This window comes from Streptomyces sp. NPDC091972 (assembly GCF_044756385.1).
In the GTDB taxonomy this organism is placed as follows: Bacteria; Actinomycetota; Actinomycetes; order Streptomycetales; family Streptomycetaceae; genus Streptomyces.
In genome coordinates, this window is sequence record NZ_JBIVSV010000001.1 from 550,961 (window position 1) to 576,321 (window position 25,361).

Consider the following 25,361-nt stretch of genomic DNA (forward strand, 5'->3'; position numbering starts at 1 on the left):
CGGCGGTTGCACAAGGGCGCGTCGCCCGTGTCAGCGGCCCTCCAGAGCCGTCCCCGTCTCCTCCGCCAGCGCTTCCAGCAGACGGTCCTGGAACTCCTCGTCGTGCACGGCGGGATGCGGGTCCTGTGTCTGCTGGTGGTACCAGTACCCGCCCGTGGTCAGCGCAGCCGGCTCGTCGCTCGTCGCGAGCCACTCCTGGGTCCGGTGACCGAGCTCCAGATCGTCCGGAGCGTTCGGTCCGCCCATCTTCGTGGGCACCCAACCGGGATCCACGGCATTGCTCAGCACACCGGGGCGCAGCCGGGCCACCGCCGCCGCGAGCGCGGTGACGAACAGCTTGCTGTCGGCGTACGACCCGGCGCTCCCTCCCCGCCAGTCCACCCCGGTGAGGGAGGGGCGCCCACCGAAGTGCGAGCCGCTGCTCAGGTACACCAGCCGGCGGGGCCCGGGGAGCAGGGCGGTGAGCAGGTACGGCGCGACGACGTTGACCGGCATCACGGCCGGACCGCTCCACACCCCGGCGTTGTGGACGACCGCGTCGAGCGGCTCCGCGTCACTGAGCCCGGCCGCGATCCGCCGTACGGCGTCGCGTTCCACGAAGTCACCCACCACGACGTGGGCCCCGCGAGCGGCCAGGGCGTCGAGGGCCGCCGCCCGCTGCCGGTTGCGCGCGTGCACGACGACGTCGTGTCCCGCGGACAGGAACGCGTCCGCCGCGGCACGTCCGAGTCCGTCCGCGGACCCGGTCACCAGAATCCGGCTCAAGACCGCACCGCCTCCCGATCGATCGACTCCCTCAAGTGAACCCCTTCGCCGTCCGGCCGGTCAGGCGTGCGAGAGGGCGAAGGAGACCAGGAAGCCGCTCACGGTGATCAGGCCGATGGCCAGGTGGGCGTCCTCGAACGCCTCGGGGATCATCGTGTCGGCGATCATGGCGAGGATCGCACCCGCCGCCACGGCGGTCACCGTGGCGATCAGGGCGGGGGAGAAGGAGCCGACCACCGTGTAGCCGAGGACGGCCGACACGGTGCTCGCGGCGGCGATCGCGGCCCACACACCGAAGACGTACCTCTTGGTGCGGCCTGCCTTCTTCATCCCGGCCGAACTGGACAGCCCCTCGGGCACGTTGCTGATGAACACCGCCGCCACGGTCACCAGGCTGACCGCGCCGCCGTCGAGCAGGCTGACGCCGATCACCGCGGACTCCGGCACGCCGTCGAGCAGGGCGCCGAGCGCGAGTGCCGTCCCGGATCCGCCCTGCTGGGCCTCCGAGGGCTGTGCCGCCGACTGCCGGTGACCGGAGCGCTTGCGGTGCCGGGCACCCCGGCGGGCCAGCCACACGTTGCCCGCCGTGTAGGCCACGGCGCCGATCAGGGTGCCGAGGGCCGCGGGAGCGAGTCCGGCCTGGTCGTACGCCTCCCCGACCAGTTCGAAGGAGACCGCCGACAACAGCACCCCGGCGCCGAAGGCCATCACGGTCGCGATCACCTTCTGCGGCACCCGCACGCCGTACCCCAGCGCGGCACCGAGCAGCAGCGCCGAGCCCGCCACCAGCCCCCACAGCCCAGCCTGTACCACTTCAGCCATGCCGACGCGTCTACCCGGGATGGATGTGGATCAACACGTTCCGCCCGTCCGCTGAGCTCTGAGCGCTCTCGGCCACGTGTTTGACCAGGCAAGACGGCCGAATCAGGTGATGCTGCGCAGATGCGGGGAAGAAGTTGCGGCAACCGATGGGAGGTTGCTGTGGAGGGTGGAGATCTGGAACTGGGCGAGCTGCTGGCCGCTGCGGAAGCGGCCCCGCCCAGTGAGTCCGTGGACGTGGTGGCACGCGACCTGCAGAAGAGGCTCGGCGCGGAGCGCGTGTCGTTCCTCTTCGTCGACCTCATCGGGCAGCGGCTGGTACGGCTCACCGCGGCCGACTCCGACGCCGCGGAGCATGCCGGGCCGATCGACCTGCACGGCAGCGTCTACGACCGCGTACTGCGCAGCCAGCGCCAGCACACGGAAGCGGACGGCCAGGGCGGGATGCGCGTCATCACCCCGGTCACCAACCGCGGCGACTGCCTCGGCGTCCTGGAGGTGACCTTGCAGGCCGCCGACGACACCGTCCTCGGGCAGGTCCGTGACGCGGCCCACGCGCTGGCGTACATCATCGTCACGGACGGACGCTTCACCGACCTGTACCACCTGGGCCGGCGCACCACCGAGACCAGCCTGGCAGCGGAGATCCAGCACCAGCTCCTTCCCTCGGCGCCCTGCTGCGAGGCGGCCCAGTTCACCCTCGCCGCCGGGCTGGTGCCGGCGGACGACATCGGCGGGGACACCTACGACTACACCCTCGAACGCGACACCCTGCATCTGTCGATCACCGACGCGATGGGCCACGACACCAACTCCGCGCTGCTGGCCACCCTGCTGGTCGGCGCGCTGCGGCAGGCGCGCCGCAGCGGCTGTGACGCCCTCCGCCAGGCCGACCGCGCCCACCAGGCCCTGCTGACCCACAGCCGCGGACTGGCCACCGGGCAGTTGCTCTGCGTCGACCTGGGGACGGGGCTGTGCGAACTGGTCAACGCCGGCCACCCCTGGCCGCTGCGGCTGCGCGACGGCACCGTCGAAGAGGTCAGGCTCGCGGTCAACCTGCCCTTCGGCGTGGTGGCGCCCGGCTCCTACCGGCTCCAGGAACTGCAACTGCGGCCCGGGGACCGGCTGATCCTGCTCACCGACGGGATGCTGGAACGCGGTGCCGCGACGGCCGACCTGACCTCCGTCATCCATGACACCGCCGCCCTGCATCCGCGGGAAGCCGTCCGGGCCCTGACCGGGGCGGTGCTCGACGCCTGCCACGGCAGCCTCAGGGACGACGCCACGGTCATGGTCCTGGACTGGCACGGCGATCGCGGCCGGGCCGCCGAAGCCGCCCCGGGGTCAGCGGGCTGACCCCGGGGCGGGGAGAGATCGGCGGGACGCCTCGCATGGTTCCTCGCCGCCTACGGTCGGCGAAGGACCTCCGTGTCCGTGCCCGGGTCGAGTGCCTGCTCCAGCGTGGGACGGCAGGGGATGACGGAGTCCAGGCCGACGAGTTGGACGACCCGCATCACCGGCTCCTGCGCGGCGGCCAGACGCAGCCATCCCCCGGCCGCGCCGACCTGGTGGTGGACGTGGACGAAGACGTTGATGCCGGTGGAGTCCAGGAAGGTCACCCCGCTGAGGTCCGCCACGACACGCGGTGGCGGACCGTCGTCGTCGAGGTCCTGGGGCAGCAGTGCGGTCGCCAGCACGTCCTTGACATCGTGGTCGATGTCCCCGCGCAGCGTCACCACACGGATGCCGTCGACAGTGGAGTGCGCGACGGACAGCCGTTCTGGTCGTCCTGTGGGTGATATGTCGGTCACCGTTCCTCACCTGAGATGGGGCTGCGGGGGGCAGCGTCAGCGGATGATTGTGCCGCACCAGGCCCCCTGGTTGCACCAGACCGACTCTGTTCGAACATGGCCTCGGGCGGGAATAGCAATGGACCCGGCGGGCACTCGCGCGGAGACGAGGAGGACAGGGCTGATGCTGGTGGGTTCGCCATCCGAGGACGGGGACTGTACGGAGCACGCTGCCCACCCGAGGCGGGCCGGCTTCGCGCTGACCGGGGACGAGGGGTGCATCGCGCGGGCCCGGCGGCACGCCGCCGACTTCCTCTCCCGGCTCCGGGACAGGCAAGGCCTGGGCGTCTCCGCGAGCACCGTGGGGACGGTCCAGCTCATCGTGAGCGAGCTGGTCACCAACGCCCTCAAGTACGCCCCCGGACCCGTCCGCATGGAGCTGCGCGTCACCGGCGCGGGTGTGGAGGTCGTCGTCGAGGACAGCAACCCCGCCCTGCCCGCGGCGCACCCCACCGACCCGGACCGCGTCGGCAGGCACGGCCTGGAGATCGTCCGGGCCGTCACCGAGGAGCTCGACATCCAGCGGCTGGCACCCGGCAAGCGCATCACCGCCCGCATCGCCCTGGCCGGCCTCTGCTGAAGCCGCCTCCGGCGCACCTCGCCCGCGGGTGGGCCGGGCGCGGCGTCGCACCCCGGTCGTACGTCACCCGGTGGGTCCGCAACGCAGGACGGCCGCCTTGTCGCGTACGTCGACGGCCTTCAGGCCCATGACGTCGTCGACGGTTGCGGCCGGCCCCCCGCACCGCCCCCGGAACAGCCCGGGACGCTGTGGCTCGATCTCGTCAGCGGGGCGACCAAGTCGTCCACCGCAGCCGTCGCTCCATGTCTCTTCTTCCACGCGTCATGACGGCCCTCGAACTCCCACCGCCCGCCTCGTCGGCAGGCCGCCGCCCGGACCCCGTCGCCTGCCCCGGTCCACACGGAAGCGTGCACCCACGCGCGTCCCCACCACCCCGGCGGGGGAGAATGAGGCCCGTACCCCAACGGTCGACCCTTGCGGAGGAGCGGGTAAATGCAGAACGCGCGAGCGGGGCAGGTCGCCGGGCCCGATGACCTCATCGACGTGGCCCGTCTGGTCACGGCGTACTACACGCTGCACCCCGACCCGGCCGAACCGGGACAGCGGGTGGCCTTCGGCACCTCGGGACACCGCGGTTCGTCCCTCGTGGCGGCCTTCAACGAGGACCACATCGCGGCCACCAGCCAGGCCATCTGCGAGTACCGGGCCGCCCAGGGCACCGACGGTCCCCTCTTCCTGGGCGCCGACACCCACGCCCTGTCGGAACCCGCGCGGATCACGGCGCTGGAGGTGTTCGCGGCCAACGACGTGACCGTCCTCATCGACCAGGCGGACGGCTACACGCCCACCCCGGCCGTCTCGCACGCCATCCTCACCCACAACCGGCAGCGGACCTCCGCGCTCGCCGACGGGGTCGTCGTCACCCCCTCGCACAACCCGCCCGCCGACGGCGGCTTCAAGTACAACCCGCCGAGCGGCGGCCCCGCCGGTTCCGAGGCGACCTCCTGGATCCAGGACCGCGCCAACGAGATCATCGCCGGTGGTCTGAAGGACGTACGGCGCATCCCGTACAGCCGCGCCCTGGCCGCCCCCGGCACCGGTCGCCACGACTTCCTCGGCGCCTACGTGGCCGACCTTCCGGACGTCCTGGACCTGGACGCGATCCGGTCCGCCGGGGTGCGCATCGGCGCCGACCCGCTCGGCGGCGCCTCGGTCGCCTACTGGGGCCGGATCGCCGAGGAGCACCGGCTCGACCTCACGGTGGTCAACCCGCTCACCGACCCCACCTGGCGCTTCATGACGCTGGACTGGGACGGCAAGATCCGCATGGACTGCTCGTCGCCGTACGCCATGGCCTCGCTCATCGAGCGGCGCGACCGCTTCGACATCGCCACCGGCAACGACGCCGACGCCGACCGGCACGGCATCGTCACACCGGACGCGGGCCTGATGAACCCCAACCACTACCTGGCCGTGGCCATCTCGTACCTGTACTCGCACCGCGAGCAGTGGCCCTCGGGAGCCGGGATCGGCAAGACCCTCGTGTCGTCCAGCATGATCGACCGGGTTGCGGCGGACCTCGGCCGGCCCCTGGTCGAGGTGCCCGTCGGCTTCAAGTGGTTCGTGGACGGCCTGTCCGACGGCAGCATCGGCTTCGGCGGCGAGGAATCGGCCGGCGCGTCCTTCCTGCGCCGCGACGGCTCGGTGTGGACCACCGACAAGGACGGCATCATCCTGGCCCTGCTCGCCTCCGAGATCACGGCGGTCACCGGCAAGACCCCGTCGCAGCACTACGCCGGGCTCACCGACCGCTTCGGCGCCCCCGCCTACGCACGCGTCGACGCCCCGGCCACCCGCGAGGAGAAGGCCCTGCTCGCCAAGCTGTCCCCGAGCCAGGTCACCGCCGACACCCTCGCCGGCGAGCCGGTCACCGAGGTCCTCACCGAAGCCCCGGGCAACGGCGCCGCCCTCGGCGGCATCAAGGTGGCCACCGCCAACGCCTGGTTCGCCGCCCGCCCCTCGGGGACCGAGGACGTCTACAAGATCTACGGGGAGTCCTTCCTCGGCCCGGACCACCTGAGCCAGGTCCAGGAGGAGGCCAGGTCCGTGGTGCTGTCCGCGCTGAAGGCCTGACCCGGCGCTCGCCCCCGGCCCGTGGCCGTGACCCGGTCACGGCCGCGGGCCTGTCCGAGCCCTCTCTGTGACGGATCCCTCACCGCGCCCCTCGCGGAAACGGTCGCCGTACCCCTCACCAGGGACGATCGTGGGCGGCATGAACGATCGCGACGAGGCGACGCACGACGAGGCCGAAGAGGTCCGCCGCTTCTGGGGCCGGCTCGGTCTGCCGGGCCTGATCGACGTACACACCCACTTCATGCCCGAGCGGGTCCTGCACAAGGTCTGGGAGTACTTCGACAGCAACGGGCCGCTGATCGGCGGGCTGGGCTGGCCGATCACGTACCGGAAGGCGGAGGACGAGAGAACGGCCCTGCTGCGCGGGTTCGGCGTCAGGGCCTTCACCGCGATGCTCTACCCCCACAAGCCCGGCATGGCCAGGTGGCTGAACGGATGGGCGGCCGACTTCGCCCGCCGCACCCCCGACTGCCTGCACACCGCCACCCTCTACCCCGAGCCGGACGTCGAGACGTACGTGCGGGAGGCCGTCGAAGCGGGGGCGCGGGTCTTCAAGGCGCACGTCCAGGTCGGCGGCTACGACCCGGCCGACGACCTCCTCCAGAGGGCCTGGGGGCTGCTGGCCGAGGCGGGCGTCCCCGTGGTGATCCACTGCGGCTCCGGACCCGCGCCCGGCAAGCACACCGGCCCCGAGCCGATCGGGCGGGTCCTGGCCCGGCACCCGGGGCTGCGGCTGATCGTCGCGCACATGGGGATGCCGGAGTACGAGGAGTTCTTCGACCTCGCCGAGCGGTACGACCAGGTGCGGCTGGACACGACCATGGCGTTCACCGACTTCACCGAGGACTTCATGCCGTTCCCGCGCCGCGCGCTGCCCCGGCTCGCCGCCCTCGGCGACCGTGTCCTGCTGGGCTCCGACTTCCCCAGCATCCCCTACCCCTACCTGCACCAGCTCCACGCCCTGGAACGCCTGGACCTGGGACCGGAGTGGCTGCGGGCGGTCTGCCACGACAACGCGAGCAGGCTGTTCGACGTGTGACACCGCCGGCTGACCCGTGCGCGCGCCGGCGGCCCTGGGATGGGAGGAAGGGCCGCCGCGACCTCCCCAGGTGAGACGGCCCTTCCTCCGGGTAAGCATCGACTCTGCTACCCCGAAGATCCGGACTCATGCCCGATCTTTCCGGGAGGGCCCAGCGGGCGCCCGTCTCGTGGGCCGCCCGCGTCAGTTGATGCAGAGCAGGTTGAGCACGCACAGCCCCGACGGGTCGGTCGCGGACGACGAGGAGCTGCCCGTCTGCGAGGACTGCGAGCTGTCCCCGCCCGTGCTCGTGCCGGTGTTCGTGCTCGCCGTGCCGTCCGAGGACGAGGACGACGAGGACGAGGACGAGCCGGAGGTTCCGGTCGTCGTGCCGGTCGTCCCGGTCGTGCCCGTCGTCGTGGTCGTGGCACTCGTGCCGCCGGTGCCGGCGCCGGCCGTGCCCGTGGAGGGGAGCGAGCCCTGGGACTGCGAGCGCGAGCCGGTCGTCGCCGCCTGCGTGCGGGAGGTGACGGAGTCCGTGTGGACCGACGACAGGGTCGTGGTGGACGCCGAGTCGGCTGTGCGCCGGTGCGCGCCCGTCTTCGCGGCGGGCGTGGCCGTCGAGGGCCGCTGTGCCGTGGCGGGCGTCGCAGCCGGCTGGGCGTCGTCCGAGGTGGGCAGCTCCGCCATGCCCATGGCCCGGGAGTCCGGCGAGGTGGCCGCCTGGGTCCGGGTGTCGGACTGCTGGCTCATCGCGGTGACGGTCAGGCCGCCGCCGACGAGGGCGACGGCGGTCGCGACCACGGCCTTGCGCTGGCTCTTCTTCCAGCGGGCCCGCTGGCGCCGCCGTGCCGCCCGGCCCTCCGTCACCACCGGCCCGTCCACCACGTCCTCGGACGCGACACCGGGGTCGGTCCCGGCCGCCGGCTCCTCGGGGAGCCCCGCGTCGTGCCACTCGGGTGCCTCGTCCCACGCCGCGGCCGCCGTGCCGGTCGTTGTGTAGACGTGGGCGGGGGGAGCGATATCCGGGGCGTAGGCGCCGCATCCGGGACACGCCAGGGCGCCGTTGAGATGCCGACGGCACGAGGAGCAGTAGTCCATCTGGTCTTCCTGAGTCGACTGCACCATCGGCCCGATGGCCGTGGCCGGTCTCGTTCGCACGGGGGATCGAGCCGGAGGCAAAAGTAGCGAGGCTTTCGAAAGGCGGTGTGCAGCCTGTGTGATGCTCCTGCGCAGATGTCCGAGGGGTGCGGTGGGCGCGAGGGGCGTACGTCGGATTCACGCCAGTTGTCTGCGATGAGACCCCCGCGGTGTGTCCCGACCGGTCGGGCTGTCGGCCAACGCGGGCCCCGTCACGGCGAGTTGGCCGTGACAGGGCTCGCTCCGCGGGCCCGGTGCCGTGGGCACGGCTCAAAACGGCCCCTCGACGGTCAGCCGCGCCGGATCGTCCAGAGGGTGGCGTGGTAGACGCCGTCGGGGCTGGTGGGATCGGTCGGGGCCGTCGCGCTGTTGCCGACGGCGGCGCCGTGCCGGTCCACGTCGGACGCCGTGGAGTGGACGCCGCCGATGGCGGGCAGCAGCGTGAACCCGCCGGTGTCGACCCGGTACACGTAGGCGAAGGGGCCGGGGTTGGTGTCCCCGGCGGCGAACTTTCCGGCCACGCCGTTGATGTAGGTCCGGCCGGGTCCGGGGCCGAAGGCCGACAGGGTCCGGGTGCGCAGGTCGTAGCGGTACGCGCCCGGGCGTGTGGTGGCGAGGACGGTGTGCCCGGTGACGACCGGACGGTAGGACATCTCGGGGCCGAGGTCGCTCCAGACCCCGCTGCGGATGTCGTACGCGAAGCCGCGCTCGGGAGGTTGGCCGGAGGAGCCGTCCGGCTCCGGCTGGAAGGTGCCGACGACCGTGTGCCCGGTGATCGAGGTGACCTTGCTGGACACGCCGTTGTCGTACCTGCTCAGGTCGGTCCAGGTGTGGGTGCGCAGGTCGTCGACATAGGCGTGGCCGCCCTCGAACGGCGTGCCGGGGTGGTCCCAGGTGCCGGCGACGTACCGGTCCAGGGAGGTCCCGGCCGCGGTGCTGGTGCCGTCCGGGCCGACCGGGGAGTCGAGTTCGGTCATGGTGCCGGTGCGGGCGTCGTACGCGTAGGCGTGGGTGTTCTGGTTGCCGGGTGTCCGGGCGCTGCCCACCACCGTGTGGCCGCTGATGTCGGTGACATGGCTGTCGCCGCCCCCGAAGGTGCCGACGGCCCGCGTCCGGCCGGTGCGCAGGTCGTGCACGAACCCCCTGCGGTCGCCGCCGGCCAGCGAGGAGTCGCCGATCACATAGCGGCCCTCGACGTCGAGCGCGGTGCTCTCCGGCCCCCCGAGGGTGCCGAGGTCGGTCATGACGTGCGTGGAGCGGTCGTAGGCGAAGGCGTGCGAGTGGAAGTCGTCGCCGGCCCGGGTGGAACTGCCGACCACCGTGTCGGCGTCGAGGGCGAATCCCGAGCTGTAGGTGCCGCCGAGGGTGCCCAGGTCGAGGGCGGTGTACTGCGGCGCGGACGGCTTCGGAGGCTGGGCGAGCGCCGGGCCCGAGCCGAGGCCGAGCAGTGCGAGCGCGACCGCCGCGACCGAGGCGCGGGCGGTTAATCGTCTGTGTCTCATCGGGTCCCCCCTGTGGACTGGTGCGATCTTGACGTTGCTACCGTCCGGCCCCTCGGGCCAACCCCCGTCCCACGGAACGTACGGAAAAACTCATCCGGGTGACGAACCCCTCCTGGACGCCCGGCGCGCCGGCGCGCGCGCCGCCAGCGCCTCCAGCAGCAGATCCACCGCCGCCTCGAACGAACTCTCCGCCATCCCCGGCAGCTCGCGCCGTACCGCGGTGAGCGCCGGATACGCCCCCGGGTCCAGATCCTGGTAGACCTCCCGCCAGGCGCGGTGGTCGGCCTCGCGCTGCTGCCGGGGGAGCGCCTGGAACGCCGCGTCCGTGGCGGCGTGGCTGAGCACGGTGTCGATGAAGGCCAGGTACAGCCGGGCCGCGTCGGCCGGTGCGAAGCCCGCCGACAGCAGCAGGCCGATCCCGGTGTCCACCGCCCGGATCTCGCTGGTGCGCCGGGTCACCCGGTGCGCGGCCAGGGCGGCCGCCCGCGGATGGGCCAGGTATCCGGCCCGCACCCGCAGGGCCATCTCGCGCAGCGAGGCCACCCAGTCGTCCCCGGGGACGAATCCCGCCATCGCGTCGCCGATGATCCGGTCCGCGATGGCGAGCACCAGGTCGTCGGTGTCGTGGAAGTAGCGGTACAGGGCGGTCGGGTCGCAGCCCAGCGCCGCGCCGAGCCGGCGCACGCTCAGCGCCTCGGGGCCGTGCTCGCCGATCAGGCGCAGGGCGGTCCCGACGATCAGCTCCTCGGACAGCAGGACACCGGTGCGGGTGGGGCGCCGGCGTCGGCGTTCCTCGGGGACACGGCTGGACACGACCGGACTCCTCTCGCCGCGGGGCCCTCAGTGAACGGCCCCCGGCCCCCTTACGTCAACAGGGTTGACCCAATATGGACGCGGGCTGTTCCATCACCTCACCGCGCGGCTCTTCTCCTCTTCCCCGTCCCCTGGCCCCGAGGAGCCCTCCATGTCGTCCAGACCGCCCCAGTCCTCCGCACCGAGCCCGGACCTGCGCCGCTCCCTCGGTGTCGTCGACGGCGTCGCCATCGCCGCGTCCAGCACGGCGGCCACCACCAGCATCGCCATCGGCATGGGCACGATCGCCACCGTCGTCGGCCTCCAGGCACCGGCCCTGCTGCTCCTGGCGTTCCTGCCGGTCCTCGGCATCGCCACCGCCTACGCCCGCCTGAACCGCTCGGAGCCGAACTGCGGCAACGGCTACGTCTGGGTCGGCAAGTCCCTCGGCCCCTGGCCCGGCTTCCTGACCGGCTGGGTCACCCTGGTCGGCTCGGTCATCTTCTGCGCCTACACCAGCGCGATCATGGGCTCGGTCGTCCTGGCCTTCGCCAACAAGGCCGGACTGCGCAGCGTCGCCGGCCTAGCCCTCGACCCGACCTCCACCGGTGTCACCACCGCGGTCGGACTGGTGGTCCTCCTCGCCCTCACCGCGCTGGCCGTCACCGGGGTGCGGGCCGCGACCCGCTTCCAGTTCGCCCTCCTGGTCTTCGAGTACGCGGTCCTGCTGGTCTTCTGCGGCTGGGCCCTGATCACCGGCGACCACGCCGTCTCGCTGTCCTGGTTCAACCCCTTCGAGATCGCCGACGGCACCGCGTTCGCCCAGGGCATGGTCCTCGCGGTGTTCTTCTTCTGGGGCTGGGACGCCGCCTTCAGCGTCAACGAGGAGACGAGGAGCCCGGGCGACGCGGCCCGCGGCGGTCTCATCGCCCTGTTCGCGATGAGCCGCGACCGCACGATGGGACCGCTGTGGACCCGGGTCCACCCGCGCTGGGGCACCCCCGCGGCCGGCACCGCCGTCGTGATGTCCGTCGCGGCCGTGATCGCCGTGCTCGCCGTCGCGATCCCCGAGCTCAGCGACATGCTGCTGGCCGCCGTCAACGCCATCGGCCTGATCGTCGCCCTCTACTACGGCCTCACCGCGCTCGCCTGCGCCGTGCGCTTCCGCTCCGCACGCCACGACGGAGCACGGGAGGCGCTGCTCGCCGTCGGCGTGCCCGCGGTGTCCGGACTGATCCTGCTCGGCCTCGGCGGCTACCTCGGATACTCGTACCTGACCATGAGCGACCACTTCGAACTCAGCCCGGACAACGGCTGGTTCATGTTCTCGCTGCCCGCCGCGATCGTCGTGGCCGGCCTCGCCATGGCCGCCGTCGCCAAGTACGGGCGGCACTCGCCCTACTTCTCCACCGGGCGCGGCACCGACGCCGACTCCCTGACCCTGCCGATGGACCGTACGGCGGTCTGACCCCTCCCTGGAGTTCACCCCCATGTCACACACCGCGGACCTCGTCCTCACCGGCGGTCCCGTGCACACCGTCGATCCCGCCCGCAGCACCGCCACCGCCGTGGCCGTGCGCGACGGGCGGATCGCCGCCGTCGGCCACGACGAAGTGCACGAGCTCATCGGCCCGCGCACCGAAGTCGTCGACCTGGCAGGGAAGTCGCTGCTGCCGGGCTTCCAGGACGCACACGTCCACCCGCAGGGCGCGGGCCTCGAACTGGGCCTGTGCCACCTCGCCGACACCGTCGACCCGGCCGAGTACCTGCGCCGGATCAAGGCGTACGCCGACCGGCACCCGGACGCCGGGTGGATCACCGGCGGCGGCTGGTCCCTGGAGGCGTTCCCCGGCGGAGCGCCCACCGCGGCGGCCCTCGACGCACTCGTCCCCGACCGGCCCGTGTTCCTGCCCAACCGCGACCACCACGGCGCCTGGGTCAACAGCCGTGCCCTGGAACGGGCCGGCATCGACGCCCGTACGCCGGACCCCGCCGACGGCCGCATCGAACGCGACGCCGACGGCAACCCCACCGGGATGCTCCAGGAGGGAGCCGTCCACCTGGTCGGAAGGCTGGTCCCGGACCCCACCCCGGAGGACCAACTCACGGCACTGCTCCGGGCGCAGGCTGTGCTGCACTCGTACGGGGTCACCGCCTGGCAGGACGCCATCGTCGGCGCCTACGCCAACATGACGGACCCGGCGCCCTCCTACCTCGCGGCCCTCGACCGGGGCCTGCTCACCGCCCGGGTCGTCGGCGCCCTGTGGTGGGACCGCGAGCGGGGCGCCGAACAGATCCCCGAACTCATCGCCCGCCGCGCGGAGTTGGACCGAGGCCGGTTCCGGGCGGGCACCGTGAAGGTCATGCAGGACGGCATCGCGGAGAACCACACCGCCGCGATGCTGGACCCCTATCTGACCAACTGCGGCTGCGCGTCGGACAACAGCGGCATCAGCTTCGTCGCACCGGACGAGCTGCGGAAGTACGTCACCGAACTGGACGCGTCCGGCTTCCAGGTCCACTTCCACGCGCTCGGCGACCGCGCGGTACGCGAGGCGCTGGACGCCGTGGAGGCCGCCCGCACGGCCAACGGCCGGCGCGACACCCGGCACCACCTGGCCCACCTCCAGGTCGTGCACCCGCACGACATCCCCCGGTTCCGCGCCCTGGGTGCGAGCGCCAACCTCCAGATGCTGTGGGCCGCCCACGAACCGCAGATGGACGAGCTGACCCTGCCCTTCCTCGGCGACGAGCGCGGGGCACGCCAGTACCCCTTCGGCGACCTGCTGAGGGCCGGCGCCACCCTGGCCGCCGGCAGCGACTGGCCGGTCAGCAGCCCCGACCCGTTCCAGGCCATCCACGTCGCCGTCAACCGGGTGGCCCCCGGCGCCCCCGAGGGCACCCCGGAGTTCCTTCCGGGCCAGCGCCTCGACCTGGGCACCGCCATCGCCGCGTACACCGCGGGCAGCGCCTGGGTGAACCACCTCGACGACATCAGCGGCAGCATCGCCGTGGGGAAGTCGGCCGACCTCGTCGTCCTCGACCGCGACCCGTTCGCGGGCCCGCGCGAGGAGATCGCGGCCACCCGTGTCCTGCAGACCTTCGTCGAAGGGCAGCGGGTCCACGCGGCGGGGGACGCCTGAACGAGTGGAACCCCCGCCCACGGAACAGGTGATTCCGGCGTCCGGGTACGGGGCAGCAGGGATGCTGACGGGACGGCCGCGCGCACCGAGGCCGTCCCGATGCCCGTCGAACCGAGGAACACCATGGCCACTCCCAGCCCCGACCGAGTCCGAGGAACCGCCCTCCTCGCCGACCCCCTGCTCAACAAGGGAACCGCCTTCAGCCCCGAGGAGCGCGCCGCACTCGGCCTGGACGGGCTGCTGCCACCGGCGACCGAGACACTGGAGGAACAGACGAGCCGGGCGTACGCGGCGTTCCTCGGATACGACAAGACGCTCAACCGGCACATCTACCTGCGCCAGCTCCAGGACACCAACGAGGTGCTCTTCTACGGCCTGCTCACCCGGCACCTGGAGGAGATGCTGCCGGTCGTCTACACCCCCACGGTCGGCGAGGCGTGCCGCAAGTTCAGCGAGATCTACCGCAGGCCGCGGGGGCTGTTCCTGACGTACGAGGACCGGCACCGCTTCCGGGAGATCCTGCGCAACCGGCCGGGCGGCGAGGTCGACGTCATCGTCGTCACCGACGGCCAGCGCATCCTCGGCCTCGGCGACCAGGGCGTGGGCGGCATGGGCATCCCGATCGGCAAGCTCAGCCTCTACACCGCCATCGGCGGCATCCACCCCGCCCGCACCCTCCCGATCCTCCTCGACGTCGGCACCGACAACGACGAGCTCCTGTCGAACGAGCACTATCTCGGCCGCAGGCAGCACCGCGTCACCGGGGCGGCCTACGACGAGATGATCGAGGCGTTCGTCTCCGCCGTGGAGGCCGAACTCCCCGGCACCCTGCTCCAGTGGGAGGACTTCGCGACCCCCCACGCCCGCCCGATCCTCGGCCGCTACCAGGACCGGCTCCTCACCTTCAACGACGACATCCAGGGCACCGCGGCCGTGGCGCTGGGCGCGCTGACCACCGCCACGAAGGTCGCCGGATCGTCCCTGACCGACCACCGGATCGTGGTCCTGGGCGCGGGATCGGCGGCGATCGGCGTCGCCGACATGATCCGTACCGCACTCGTGGAGGAGGGTCTGTCCGAGGAGGAGGCGGCCGACCGGTTCTGGTTCGTCGACATCGACGGCCTGCTGGTGGACTCCCGCACCGACCTCACCCCCGAGCAGCGGGTGTACGCCCGCGACGACGAGGAGGTACGGCAGTGGGGCGGGGACGCGCCCGACCTGGCCCGGGTCGTCGGCGAGGTGGAGCCGACGGTGCTGATCGGGCTCTCCACGGCGCACGGCGCCTTCACCGAGGAGATCGTGCGCACGATGGCCGACTCCTGCGACCGGCCGGTGATCCTGCCGCTGTCCAACCCCACCTCGAACGCCGAGGCCGACCCCGCCGACCTAGCCCGCTGGACCGACGGCAGGGCCCTGATCGCCGCCGGATCGCCCTTCCCGCCGCTCACGGTGGACGGCCGCGAGGTGCCGGTCGCGCAGGCCAACAACGTCTACGTGTTCCCCGCCGTCGGTCTGGCGGTCACGGCCTGCCGGGCCCGCCGGGTGACCGACCGCATGATGGTGGCGGCGGCCCGTGCCGTGGGGGAGTGCGCCGTGCGGGCGGGCGCCGACGGGGCCACCCCGCTGCTGCCTCCGCTGGCGAGCATGCGGGACGCGGCCCGCGAGATCGCGCTCGCGGTGGCCCGGGCGGCCGTCGAGGACGGCGTCGCGCCGGAGGCGACGGAGGCGGAGCTGCGCGAGGCGATCGCGCAGGCGCAGTGGACACCCCGGTACGCGTCGTGAACGCCGGGCCCCGGGAGGGGACCGGAGGGTCCGGGGAGGCGGCCCGGCGGCTGTGACAGTATCGGCGGTGGGCGTGAGGCCGCCCGCTCGGGTCGAGGGCAGAGGACGAGTGACATGGACCGGCCGCCGGGCATGATGGACGTGGCCCGGGAGGCCGGCGTCTCGCACATCACCGTCTCCCGCGTCATCAACGGCCATCCGTCCGTGCGGCCGGAGACCCGGGCCCGGGTCGAGGCGGCGATCCAGAAGCTGGGATATCGCCGCAACAGCGTCGCGAGGGCCCTCAAGAGCCGGCGTTCCTCGACGATCGGCGTGGTGATCGTCGGTTCGGAGCTGTTCGAGCTGCCGCGCATCCTCCTCGGTGTGGAGACGGCCGCCAAACAGGCCGGCTACTGGGTGAGCCTGGCCAGCCGGCAGGGCGAGAGCACCACCGGCGACCTCATGGAGACACTGCAACGGCTCACCGACCAGGCGGTGGAGGCGATCGCGGTCGTCGCCGACCGGCCCGACACGGTGGAGACGCTGGCGGGCCTCTCGCTCGGGGTGCCGGTGGCGGTGGTGATGTCCGGCAACGCGCCCGACCCCGAGCTGAGCTTCGTCGAGGTCGACCAGGAACTCGGCGCCCGGCTCGCCGTCCGGCACCTCCTCGACCTCGGACACCGCGACATCGCCCATCTGACCGGCGCCCTGCGCACCTTCGACGCCCGGGCCCGCGTCGAGGGGTGGCAGGCCGAGCTCACCGCCGCGGCGGCCCAAGGGCCCCTGCTGGAGGGCGACTTCGGCGCGGAGAGCGGGTTCCGCCTGGCCGAGGCGCTCTGCGACGCCGACGGCGGCCTTCCCACCGCCGTCTTCGCGGGGAACGACCAGATGGCGATGGGCGTGCTGGCCGCCTTCGCTCGACGGGGCGTGAAGGTGCCGCATGACGTGTCGGTCGTCGGCTTCGACGACATGAAGGGCGCCGGATACCTGGTACCGGCCCTGACGACGGTCTGTCAGGACTTCGCCCACCTGGGCAGGAGCGCCATCGAACTGCTGGTCCGCAGACTGGACGGGGAACCGGCGCAGCGGCAGAAGCTCACGCCGCGGCTCGTCGTGCGCGACAGCACGGCCGCACCCCGCACGGACGCCTGAACTCCGGCGCGCAGCGAGGGAGCCGGACGGCTGCTCCGCTCCCGGGCCGACGGCGGGACGGGGACCGTGGGTGAACCCCAGCACCTGTGCGAACACCGCAGGCGGTGATTGGCCGGGCCAGGCCCTTGACAGCTTGTTAACGTTAACATCACCGTGGTTACCGGACACCGCCCCCCATCCCTGGCCTTTACCGGAAAGCGACCCGCATGTCGACAGTCCAGCCCCCGTCCTTCCCCGCGCACTTCCTCCTCGGCTCCGCGACCGCCGCCTACCAGATCGAGGGCGCCGTCGACGAGGACGGGCGCGGCCCCTCCATCTGGGACACCTACTCCCACACCCCGGGCAAGACGTGGAACGGCGACACCGGTGACGTGGCCGCCGACCACTACCACCGCCTCGACGAGGACCTCGACCTCATGGCCTCCCTCGGCCTGAAGGCGTACCGGTTCTCCATCGCCTGGCCGCGCATCCAGCCCACCGGCCGGGGCCCGGCCAACCCCAAGGGGCTGGACTTCTACAGCCGGCTGGTCGACGGCCTGCTCCAGCGGGACATGGTCCCCGTCGCGACCCTCTACCACTGGGACCTTCCCCAGGCCCTGGAGGACGAGGGCGGCTGGACGAACCGCGACACCGCCTTCGCCTTCGCCGACTACGCCCGCATCGTCGGCGAAGCCCTCGGCGACCGTGTCGCCGTCTGGACCACGCTGAACGAGCCGTGGTGCTCCGCCTACCTCGGCTACGGCTCCGGGGCGCACGCCCCCGGCCGCACCGACGGCGCCGCGGCGCTGACCGCGGTCCACCACCTCAACCTCGCCCACGGGCTCGCGGTCCAGCAGCTCAGGGAGGTCGCCACCAACGACCCGCAGTACTCGGTCACCCTCAACTTCCACGTCCTGCGCGGGGAGGGGGACGGCGCCGAGGAGGCCGTACGCCGGATCGACGCGCTGGCCAACCGGGCGTTCACCGAACCCCTGCTGCGCGGCCACTACCCGCAGGACCTCATGGAGGACACCGCGGGCATCACGGACTGGTCGTTCGTCCAGGACGGCGACCTGGCCCGCATCCACCAGCCACTGGACCTGCTCGGCGTCAACTACTACGCCACCACCAGGGTGCGGCTGTGGGACGGCGCCACGGCGCGGCAGAACAACGACGGGCACAAGGACATGGGCGGCTCGCCCTGGCCGGGCTCCCCCCAGGTGGAGTTCGTCGCACAGGAGGGCCCGCACACCGCGATGGGCTGGAACATCGACCCCGACGGACTCGAGGAGCTCCTGCTGGACCTGCACACCCGGTTCCCGGACCAGCCGCTGGTCATCACCGAGAACGGCGCCGCCTTCGAGGACCGCCTCGTCACCCGCCCCGACGGCAGCCGGGCCGTCCACGACCCGGAGCGCGTCGACTACCTGTACCGGCACTTCCTCGCCGCCCACCGTGCGCTCGCCGCCGGAGTCGACCTGCGCGGATACTTCGTGTGGTCGCTGATGGACAACTTCGAGTGGGGCTACGGCTATTCGAAGCGCTTCGGCATCGTCCACGTCGACTACGAGACGCAGCGCCGCACCCTGAAGGACAGCGCCCTGTGGTACCGGGAACTGGCGACCAAGGGCAGCATCCCGCCCCCAAGCACCACGGAGTAGCCCGGACGGGACCGGCCTGGGGAGCCGAGCGCCGCCCGGCCCCGCACCATTCGGTGATGTGTCAACTCCGCTTACACTTTGTCCATGGCAGACACAGTGCGATGGCTGACGCCGGAGGAGCAGCGCGCGTGGCGGGGTTTCGTCCGGTTGCACGAGCGGCTCGGCGGACGTCTCGGGCGTCTGCTCCAGTCCGGGTCCAAGGTGTCAGCCGCGGACTTCGCCGTGCTGGTCCATCTCACGGACACCCCGGAGGGGCGGCAGCGGTACCAGGATCTGGCCCGTGCGCTGGAGTGGGAGAAGAGCAGGATGTCCCACCACATCGCGCGGATGGCCGGGCGGGGGCTGGTGGTCCGGGAGGAGTGCCCGGAGGACGCGCGCGGTGCCTTCGTGGTCATCACGGACGCCGGCCGGGCGGCCATCGAGGCGGCGGCCCCGCGTCATGTCGAGGCGGTGCGGGAACTGTTCATCGACCACGTCACACCGGCCGAGCTGCGGGTGCTGGCCGAGATCTCCGAGCGTGTCATCGGCAAGCTGGACGAGAACCCGGCCTGACGCGGAGGGTCTTCGCGGTCGTCGTCGCGGCGTGCGGCGGCTGACTCGGCCCGGCGCGCAGAAGTGCAAGGCCGTCACCGGACCGTTCATCGGGGCGGCGAGGACCGTCCGCGGCAGCGATGCCGGGTCCTGCCTGCGAAATCCACGACGGGACCCCCGTCGGCGCCACCCGCTCTCGCCCGCGTTCTGCCTGCTCGGAACCCCCATGGCCCTGCTCCTGCCCGAGCGGAATAGCCGGCGGTGGCCCCACGTTGGGTGGGTATAGTTGATGCATCAACCACCAGGAAGGGTGAGGGCGATGCAGTTCGGCATCTTCACCGTCGGGGACGTGGCCACCGACCCGCACACCGGTCGTACGCCGACCGAGCACGAGCGGATCAAGGCCATGGTCGCGATCGCGCGGAAGGCCGAGGAGGTCGGACTCGACGTCTTCGCGACCGGAGAGCACCACAACCGGCCGTTCGTGCCCTCCTCTCCCACGACCCTGCTCGGCCACGTCGCCGCGCGCACCGAGCGCATCATCCTCTCGACGTCCACGACGCTGATCACCACGAACGACCCGGTGAAGATCGCCGAGGACTACGCGATGCTCCAGCACCTGGCCGACGGCCGGGTGGACCTGATGATGGGCCGCGGCAACACCGGCCCGGTCTACCCCTGGTTCGGCAAGGACATCCGGGACGGCATCAGCCTCGCCATCGAGAACTACGCCCTGCTGCGCCGCCTGTGGCGCGAGGACGTCGTGAACTGGGAGGGGAAGTTCCGCACCCCGCTCCAGGGCTTCACGTCCACGCCCCGGCCGCTGGACGGAGTCGCGCCGTTCGTGTGGCACGGCTCCATCCGCTCGCCGGAGATCGCCGAGCAGGCCGCCTACTACGGCGACGGGTTCTTCCACAACAACATCTTCTGGCCGAAGGAGCACACCGGGAAGCTGATCGACCTGTACCGGGAGCGGTACGCCCACTACGGTCACGGCACCCCCGAGCAGGCCATCGTCGGTCTGGGCGGCCAGGTCTACATGCGCCACAACTCCCAGGACGCCGTCCGGGAGTTCCGCCCGGTCTTCGACCACTCACCGGTGATGGGAGGCGGGATGCCCATGGAGGAGTACATGCGACAGACCCCGCTCACCGTCGGCACTCCGGACCAGGTCATCGAGAAGACCCTGTCCTTCCGCGCCTACGCCGGTGACTACCAGCGCCAGCTGTTCGTCGTGGACGGCGGCGGCATCCCGCTGAAGACCGCCCTGGAGCAGATCGACATGCTGGGCGAGGAGGTCGTACCGGTGCTGCGCGAGGAGTTCGCCAGGAACCGGCCGACCGACGTGCCCGACGCCCCCACCCACGCCTCCCTGCTCGCCGCCCACGAGGCGGAGCGGGCCGCGACCGCCGCACCGGCGGTCTGAACCGAATCCCAGGACCCTCGCGACGAAGCCGGTCCGCGCGAAGGCGCGGCCGGCGGACGGAGCCATCATGACCAACGACTTCAACGCGTACGCGGCCACCGGCGGGGTGGCGCCCGACCGTTGGGCCAGCGCCCTGCACCTGTTCGACGACGGCGTCGGAGTGCCGCACGAGGAGACCACCGTCGAGCGCTGGGAGCGGGCCGGGCTGCTGTTCGAGGCGCGCGACTACAGCGGTGCCGCGAAGCTCCTCGCCGCCGTCGTCGAGGAGGCACCGGAACAGACCGGCCCCCGGCTGCTGCTGGCGCGCGCCTACTACCACTCCGCCCAACTGCGGCGTGCCGAGGAGCAGTTGCGGGTGATCGTCGAGCGCGATCCGGTGGAGCACTACGCCCACCTGATGCTGGGACGCACCCTGCAACGGCTGGGCCGCGCAGAGGAGGCGGCGCCCTGGCTGCGGATGGCCGGTGCGTTCGCGGGCGAGTTCCCGGACGACGACTGAGCGGCGAGGGCGGCGCACTCGGGGCGGCGGGCATCGTGCCGACGGAACACTCCGGCCGCACGACGAGCCCGCCGCCCGCCGTGTGCCGAGGGCGGCCCGCCTGAAGCACCTCTCGGATCCCGGAAAGACTCAAGAGGTTGCCCTGGGGCCAGGGCGCGGGGTGCAATGACCGGCATGATCACTCAGGGGCGTCCGGCGGCGCCGGTCCGGATCGGCGCTCTCGTTCCGCTGACGCGGCCCGGCTGGGTCGAGGCCGGCCGGCACCTGCTCGCCGGCCTGGAACAGGCCGCCCACGAGGTCAACGAGGCCGGCGGGATCGACGGAAGACCTCTCGAACTGTCGGTCCGGGACACCGCGGCCGATCCGCTGCGGGCCGCGGCGGCCGTGGCCGAACTGGACCGGCTCGGTGTGGCCGCCGTGGCGGGCGAGTACCACAGCGTCGTCGCCCGCGCCGCCGCCGCCAGGGCCGACGCCCTCCGCCTGCCGTACCTCTGCTCGTCGGCGGTCCTCGACGCGCTGACCGAGCAGCCCACACGATGGGTCGCGCGCCTGTCCCCGCCGCAGTCCCACGGCTGGCGGGTCTACGCCGACTTCCTGCTCGGTGCGGGCCACAGCCGTGTCGCCGTGGCGACCGAACCGAGCGTCTACTGGGCGATGGGCACCCGCATCCTCCGGGACCGGCTTGCGGCACGGGGCGGCACCGTCCTCGAACTCGACGCGCGGGCCCTCACCCCCGAGGCGCTGTGCGACCGACTCGCGGAGCAGCGGGCCACGGCCCTCCTCCTGCTGGCCGGCTTCCCCGAGCCGGCCGTGTCGATCGTCCGGTCCGTCCGCCGCGACCTGCGCCTCGCCGAGGTCATGATCGGCGCTCCGGCCGGACAGCCCGAGTTCGCCGCATGGGCGGGGCTGCTGGGCGGCGACGGCACCGCGGTCCCGTTCCTGCGCTACCTGCCCGAGCCTCTCGGCCCCCTCGGCGCACGGGCCGAGGCGGCTCTCCGCGAGAAGCTGGGCGCGCCGCCCTCGTTCGTGGCCTTCGAGGGCCACGACACGATCACCGTCCTCGCCGAGGTCCTGCGCACCCACGGAACGGACCGGGCGGACATCGCCGCGGCCTGGCCGCACGTGGCGGTGGAAGGCACCCGCGGCCGCATCCGGTTCTCCCGCACGCCCGGCACCGGTGTCTGGCAGTGGGACGGGGCGCCGGTCCGGATCGTCGACCGGGATCCGGCCGAACCCGACCGCTTCCGCACCCGTCACGCAGACTGAGCGCCGGGCCCGCGCTCCTGCCCTCGACGGGTCAGGCGGGCTGCCACAGCTCGACGCGGTTGCCCTCCGGGTCGGTCACCCAGCCGAAACGGCCGACCCCCTTCATGTCCTGGATCTCCTCGGCCACGTCCGCTCCCCCCGCGCGCAGTTGCGCGAGCATCGCGTCCAGGTCGCGGACCCGGAAGTTGAGCATGGTCTGCTGGGCGCGGGACCCGAAGTAGTCGGTCCCGGACTCGAACGCCGCGAACACCGTGGGTCCGGCGTCCTGCCGCCACAGGCCGTTCTCGTCGGCCTCCAGGCCCAGGTGGTCGCGGTACCACGCGCTCAGGGCCACGGGGTCGGCGGCCCTGAGGAAGTATCCGCCGATGCCAAGCACACGTTCCATGCCGGCCATCCTGCCAGGAGCGCGCTCCGGCGGCCCGTCGCACGGGTGGGCGACCGGCGGGCGCACGGACTTCTTCTCGTGCCCCGCCACTGCCCCGGACCGTCATGGCGCGCCTGATCGTGTCCGGGCCGTCCGGCGCCCCGCGCACCGAGGCCGGCTACCGCCGATCCGCCGTGCGTACGGCGTGCTACGCCACAGGTGCCCGCTCGTCCAGGAGTCGCTCACTTCGCAGGTCGTCCCACAGCGCGGCGGGGATCTCCGCGCCGAACGCCGCCGTGTTGGCACGTACCTCCTCCGCCGTGCGCATGCCGACGACGATGCCCGCCACCGCGGGATGCCGGAGCGGGAACGCCATCGCCAGCTCCGGGAGGGTCACGCCGTGGGCCTCGCAGACGTCGGCGATGCGGTTCGCGCGCTCCAGCATCCCCTGCTCGGCGGGGGCGTAGTCGAAGGTGCTGCCCTCGGTGGGCCGGGCCGTGGCGAGCAGACCGGAGTTGAAGACCGAGGCCGCGAGGACCGACACCCCGCGGTCCGTGCAGACCGGCAGGAGTTCGTCCAGGGCGCTGTGGTCCAGGAGCGTGTAACGGCCGGACAGCATCACGACGTCGACGTCCGACTCCCTGACCAGCCGGGCCAGTTGGCCGGGGTGGTACATCCCCGCGCCGATCGCCCCCACCACGCCCTGGGCGCGGAGTTCGGCGAGGGCCGGGTATCCGTCGCGCAACGCGTCCTCGAAGTGCTCCTCCGCGTCGTGCAGGAACAGCGTGTCGACCCGGTCCACGCCCATCCGCTCCAGCGAGTCCTCCACGCTGCGCAGCACACCGTCCCGCGTGAAGTCCCACACCCTGCGGTGCGTGGCCGGCACCGCGAAGCTCTCGTCCATGCGGCCCGCCGCGTCCTGCGGGACCAGCAGCCGGCCGACCTTCGTCGACAGGGTGAACGAGTCGCGCGGCCGGTCCCGCAGCAGGGCGCCGATGCGGCGCTCGGAGTGGCCGATGCCGTAGTGCGGGGAGGTGTCGAAGTAGCGGATCCCGCTGTCCCAGGCCGCCTCCAGGGCGCCCGCGGCCGTCTCGTCGTCCAGTGGTGCGAAGAGTCCGCCGAGCGGGCCGCCGCCGAAGCCCAGCTCCGTGACGTGCACATCGGTCTTCCCGAGCCGGTTCCGCCTCATCCGCCGTCTCCCCTCGTCTGGCCGACACCGAGCGATCATCCTGCCGTGGCCGGGGCCTCGGGGCACAGCGATTTTCCGCGCGGCGCGGGCGCGCAGCGCGCACCGGCTGCCTGTCGTTCCAGGTCTCGTGACCGCGGGCCGTGGGTTCCGTGCGAGCCCGGCCACCGGCCCTCCCCGAGAACAGCCGACCGCACGGTCCCTACGGCTCCCGGCGCGCGAGGCGGTCCGAGGAGCGCTCGTACGCCCGGAGCTTCTCCGGCGCCGGCACCCGGTAGAGCCCGTCCATGCCATCGGCCCCGAGCGTGGCGCTCACCGAGCCGACGGTCTCCCCGCCCCGGCGGACGAGCACCCCGGGCAGACCGTTGACCTCGGCGAAGGCGAACCGGGCGCCCGGGATGAGCCTGTCGACGAACGCGCTGATCCCGGCCACCCGCTGCGCGCCCACCACCTCCAGCCGGGCCACGCCCCGCAGCCCGTTGCCGTCGGCGTAGGCGACCACATCGGCCGACAGCACCCCCTCCAGCGCCGCCACGTCTCCGTGCCGCGCCGCCGCGACGAAGGCGTCGAGCAACCGTCGGTGCTCCGCGCCGACCTCGCGGGGACGAGCACCTCACCGCGGTCGCGGGCGAACCGTCGGTCAGCGGCGGAAAGGTGTCCATGGAGGTGATGCCACGGCGGCCTCCGGGGACCGCTGCGCACCCGCCCGGTCTCAGGTGCGCCGGGAGCGGCGGACCGTCAGGACGGCCACGTCGTCGTGGGGGCCGCCGTTGCCGGCGAACGCGCGGGCGTCGTCGTGCAGGGCCTGCGGCAGCTCGGTGGGGGACAGGCCGGCGTACTTCGTCAGGCGCTCGTCGAGCGGATAGAAGGCGCCGTCGGCGGACCGGGTCTCCGTCAGGCCGTCGGTGCTCATCAGCAGCGTCGCGCCCTCGGGGAAGTCGAACCAGCCCACGGTCGTGGGCTCGTGGGCGAGCTCGGCCAGACCCAGCGGGACGCCGGGTTCGAGTTCGAGCGTGCTGACCGTCCCGTCGTGCAGCACATGCGGCAGGACGTGCCCGCAGTTGACGGCCTGCACCTCGGTGTCCGCGTCGACGCAGACGATGAGCGCGGTGACGAACCGCTCGTCGTCCCCGGTGTGCAGGGCGTAGGAGTTGTGCCGCACGACGGCGGCGTCCAGGGCGTCCACGAGCGCGGTGAGGGTCGGCTCGCGGTGGGCCGCCTCCCGGAAGGCGCCGATGACGGCGAACGCCGAGCCCACCGCGGCGAGCCCCTTGCCCTGCACGTCCCCGATCAGCACCCGCGTCCCGAAGGGCGAGTCGACGACGTCGTAGATGTCCCCGCCGACCAGCCGTTCCTCCTGGAGCGGCTCGTACACGCCGTTGACCAGGACGTCGACGGTCACCAGGGGCAGGGGATGCAGGATGTGCCGCTGCATGGCCGCGGCCGTGGACCGCAGGCGCAGCATCGCCTCCTCGCGTCTGATCCGGCGGTGGCATCCGTAGACGGAGGTCGCCGCGAGGACCACGGTGAACAGGATCAGCAGCAGCCGGTCGAACCAGTGGCCCGCCTGGCGGTCCCGCAGCAGCACGCTGGCGGTGACGACGAGCGTGGTCCACACGGCGACGAACGCCGTCTGCCGGACCGTGCCCAGCGCCGAGGCGGCACCCGGCAGGAACACCAGGAGCCCGAGGAGCCACACCTCGGACCCGGACAGCGCGCCGAGGAACTCGACCACAGCCGTCACGCCGACCACCGCGGCGACGAGCTGGGCGTCGCCGGGCGGCTCGATGGCGTCGAAGGTGTCGCCGGGTCTCCTGCGGCGGCTACCGGTCATGCGGGCTCCCGGGCAGACGG

Annotated in this window: 23 protein-coding genes; 13 read left to right on the top strand and 10 right to left on the bottom strand. The window is 72.7% G+C overall.

Features of this window, described 5'->3' with window-relative positions:
• Positions 1-30: 30 nt before the first annotated feature.
• Together ACIQJT_RS02635 and ACIQJT_RS02640 are read right to left on the bottom strand one after the other, a co-directional pair.
• Positions 31-765 carry an SDR family NAD(P)-dependent oxidoreductase gene (locus ACIQJT_RS02635; RefSeq protein ID WP_402639270.1) on the bottom strand — a complete coding sequence of 245 codons (735 nt, stop codon included), beginning with the start codon at positions 763-765 and terminating at the stop codon, positions 31-33.
• A gap of 60 nt (positions 766-825) precedes the next feature.
• Complete coding sequence (locus ACIQJT_RS02640; protein WP_365455024.1) at positions 826-1,587, bottom strand: ZIP family zinc transporter; 762 nt, start codon at positions 1,585-1,587, stop codon at positions 826-828.
• A gap of 159 nt (positions 1,588-1,746) precedes the next feature.
• Between ACIQJT_RS02640 and ACIQJT_RS02645 the strand changes: the two genes are divergently transcribed.
• Positions 1,747-2,940 carry a PP2C family protein-serine/threonine phosphatase gene (locus tag ACIQJT_RS02645; RefSeq protein WP_402639272.1) on the top strand — a complete coding sequence of 398 codons (1,194 nt, stop codon included), beginning with the start codon at positions 1,747-1,749 and terminating at the stop codon, positions 2,938-2,940.
• Positions 2,941-2,990: 50 nt separating this feature from the next.
• Here the strand turns inward: ACIQJT_RS02645 and ACIQJT_RS02650 are convergent, their stop codons facing one another.
• Positions 2,991-3,395 carry an STAS domain-containing protein gene (locus ACIQJT_RS02650; RefSeq protein WP_365455030.1) on the bottom strand — a complete coding sequence of 135 codons (405 nt, stop codon included), beginning with the start codon at positions 3,393-3,395 and terminating at the stop codon, positions 2,991-2,993.
• Between the two features lie 163 nt (positions 3,396-3,558).
• On the opposite strand from ACIQJT_RS02650, the gene ACIQJT_RS02655 reads away from it, so the two are divergent.
• The 3 genes from ACIQJT_RS02655 to ACIQJT_RS02665 all read left to right on the top strand — a co-directional run bounded on the left by ACIQJT_RS02655 (position 3,559) and on the right by ACIQJT_RS02665 (position 7,126).
• Positions 3,559-4,014: an ATP-binding protein gene (locus ACIQJT_RS02655; protein ID WP_365455033.1), complete on the top strand. Its 456-nt coding sequence runs from the start codon at positions 3,559-3,561 to the stop codon at positions 4,012-4,014.
• A 432-nt stretch (positions 4,015-4,446) separates the two neighbouring features.
• Entirely contained in the window at positions 4,447-6,087 is a 1,641-nt protein-coding gene (gene pgm, locus ACIQJT_RS02660) for a phosphoglucomutase (alpha-D-glucose-1,6-bisphosphate-dependent) (RefSeq protein WP_402639275.1), read from the top strand.
• Between the two features lie 139 nt (positions 6,088-6,226).
• On the top strand, positions 6,227-7,126 hold the full coding sequence (locus ACIQJT_RS02665; RefSeq protein ID WP_365455039.1) for an amidohydrolase family protein: 900 nt from the start codon (positions 6,227-6,229) through the stop codon (positions 7,124-7,126).
• 183 nt (positions 7,127-7,309) lie between these two features.
• On the opposite strand, the gene ACIQJT_RS02670 is transcribed toward ACIQJT_RS02665, so the two are convergent.
• From ACIQJT_RS02670 to ACIQJT_RS02680, 3 genes are all read right to left on the bottom strand, one after another.
• Positions 7,310-8,233 (bottom strand): hypothetical protein, encoded by a 924-nt coding sequence (locus tag ACIQJT_RS02670; protein WP_402639277.1) that lies wholly within the window; start codon positions 8,231-8,233, stop codon positions 7,310-7,312.
• 302 nt (positions 8,234-8,535) lie between these two features.
• On the bottom strand, positions 8,536-9,747 hold the full coding sequence (locus ACIQJT_RS02675; protein ID WP_402639279.1) for a hypothetical protein: 1,212 nt from the start codon (positions 9,745-9,747) through the stop codon (positions 8,536-8,538).
• Positions 9,748-9,837: 90 nt separating this feature from the next.
• Positions 9,838-10,560 carry a TetR/AcrR family transcriptional regulator gene (locus ACIQJT_RS02680; protein ID WP_402639281.1) on the bottom strand — a complete coding sequence of 241 codons (723 nt, stop codon included), beginning with the start codon at positions 10,558-10,560 and terminating at the stop codon, positions 9,838-9,840.
• 151 nt (positions 10,561-10,711) lie between these two features.
• On the opposite strand from ACIQJT_RS02680, the gene ACIQJT_RS02685 reads away from it, so the two are divergent.
• From ACIQJT_RS02685 to ACIQJT_RS02725, 9 genes are all read left to right on the top strand, one after another.
• Entirely contained in the window at positions 10,712-12,007 is a 1,296-nt protein-coding gene (locus ACIQJT_RS02685; protein WP_402639283.1) for an amino acid permease, read from the top strand.
• A gap of 22 nt (positions 12,008-12,029) precedes the next feature.
• Positions 12,030-13,682 (top strand): amidohydrolase, encoded by a 1,653-nt coding sequence (locus tag ACIQJT_RS02690; RefSeq protein ID WP_402639285.1) that lies wholly within the window; start codon positions 12,030-12,032, stop codon positions 13,680-13,682.
• Positions 13,683-13,805: 123 nt separating this feature from the next.
• Positions 13,806-15,464, top strand: coding sequence for an NAD-dependent malic enzyme (locus ACIQJT_RS02695; RefSeq protein ID WP_402639287.1), 1,659 nt, complete (start codon positions 13,806-13,808; stop codon positions 15,462-15,464).
• A gap of 114 nt (positions 15,465-15,578) precedes the next feature.
• Entirely contained in the window at positions 15,579-16,595 is a 1,017-nt protein-coding gene (locus ACIQJT_RS02700; protein ID WP_365465677.1) for a LacI family DNA-binding transcriptional regulator, read from the top strand.
• Positions 16,596-16,801: 206 nt separating this feature from the next.
• Complete coding sequence (locus tag ACIQJT_RS02705; RefSeq protein WP_402639289.1) at positions 16,802-18,235, top strand: GH1 family beta-glucosidase; 1,434 nt, start codon at positions 16,802-16,804, stop codon at positions 18,233-18,235.
• An 84-nt stretch (positions 18,236-18,319) separates the two neighbouring features.
• Positions 18,320-18,787, top strand: coding sequence for a helix-turn-helix domain-containing protein (locus ACIQJT_RS02710; protein ID WP_365465671.1), 468 nt, complete (start codon positions 18,320-18,322; stop codon positions 18,785-18,787).
• Positions 18,788-19,085: 298 nt separating this feature from the next.
• Entirely contained in the window at positions 19,086-20,192 is a 1,107-nt protein-coding gene (locus tag ACIQJT_RS02715) for an LLM class flavin-dependent oxidoreductase (protein ID WP_402639291.1), read from the top strand.
• Positions 20,193-20,259: 67 nt separating this feature from the next.
• The gene (locus ACIQJT_RS02720; protein ID WP_402639293.1) at positions 20,260-20,691 is read left to right on the top strand and encodes a tetratricopeptide repeat protein; all 432 of its coding nucleotides are present in this window, start codon (positions 20,260-20,262) and stop codon (positions 20,689-20,691) included.
• A gap of 174 nt (positions 20,692-20,865) precedes the next feature.
• Positions 20,866-21,957, top strand: coding sequence for an ABC transporter substrate-binding protein (locus ACIQJT_RS02725; RefSeq protein ID WP_402639295.1), 1,092 nt, complete (start codon positions 20,866-20,868; stop codon positions 21,955-21,957).
• 31 nt (positions 21,958-21,988) lie between these two features.
• Here the strand turns inward: ACIQJT_RS02725 and ACIQJT_RS02730 are convergent, their stop codons facing one another.
• The 4 genes from ACIQJT_RS02730 to ACIQJT_RS02745 all read right to left on the bottom strand — a co-directional run bounded on the left by ACIQJT_RS02730 (position 21,989) and on the right by ACIQJT_RS02745 (position 25,341).
• Entirely contained in the window at positions 21,989-22,342 is a 354-nt protein-coding gene (locus ACIQJT_RS02730) for a VOC family protein (protein ID WP_402639297.1), read from the bottom strand.
• A 187-nt stretch (positions 22,343-22,529) separates the two neighbouring features.
• Entirely contained in the window at positions 22,530-23,510 is a 981-nt protein-coding gene (locus ACIQJT_RS02735; protein WP_402639299.1) for an aldo/keto reductase, read from the bottom strand.
• 199 nt (positions 23,511-23,709) lie between these two features.
• Complete coding sequence (locus ACIQJT_RS02740; protein ID WP_402639301.1) at positions 23,710-24,081, bottom strand: hypothetical protein; 372 nt, start codon at positions 24,079-24,081, stop codon at positions 23,710-23,712.
• Between the two features lie 138 nt (positions 24,082-24,219).
• Positions 24,220-25,341 (bottom strand): PP2C family protein-serine/threonine phosphatase, encoded by a 1,122-nt coding sequence (locus tag ACIQJT_RS02745; RefSeq protein WP_365459568.1) that lies wholly within the window; start codon positions 25,339-25,341, stop codon positions 24,220-24,222.
• Positions 25,342-25,361: the final 20 nt, after the last annotated feature.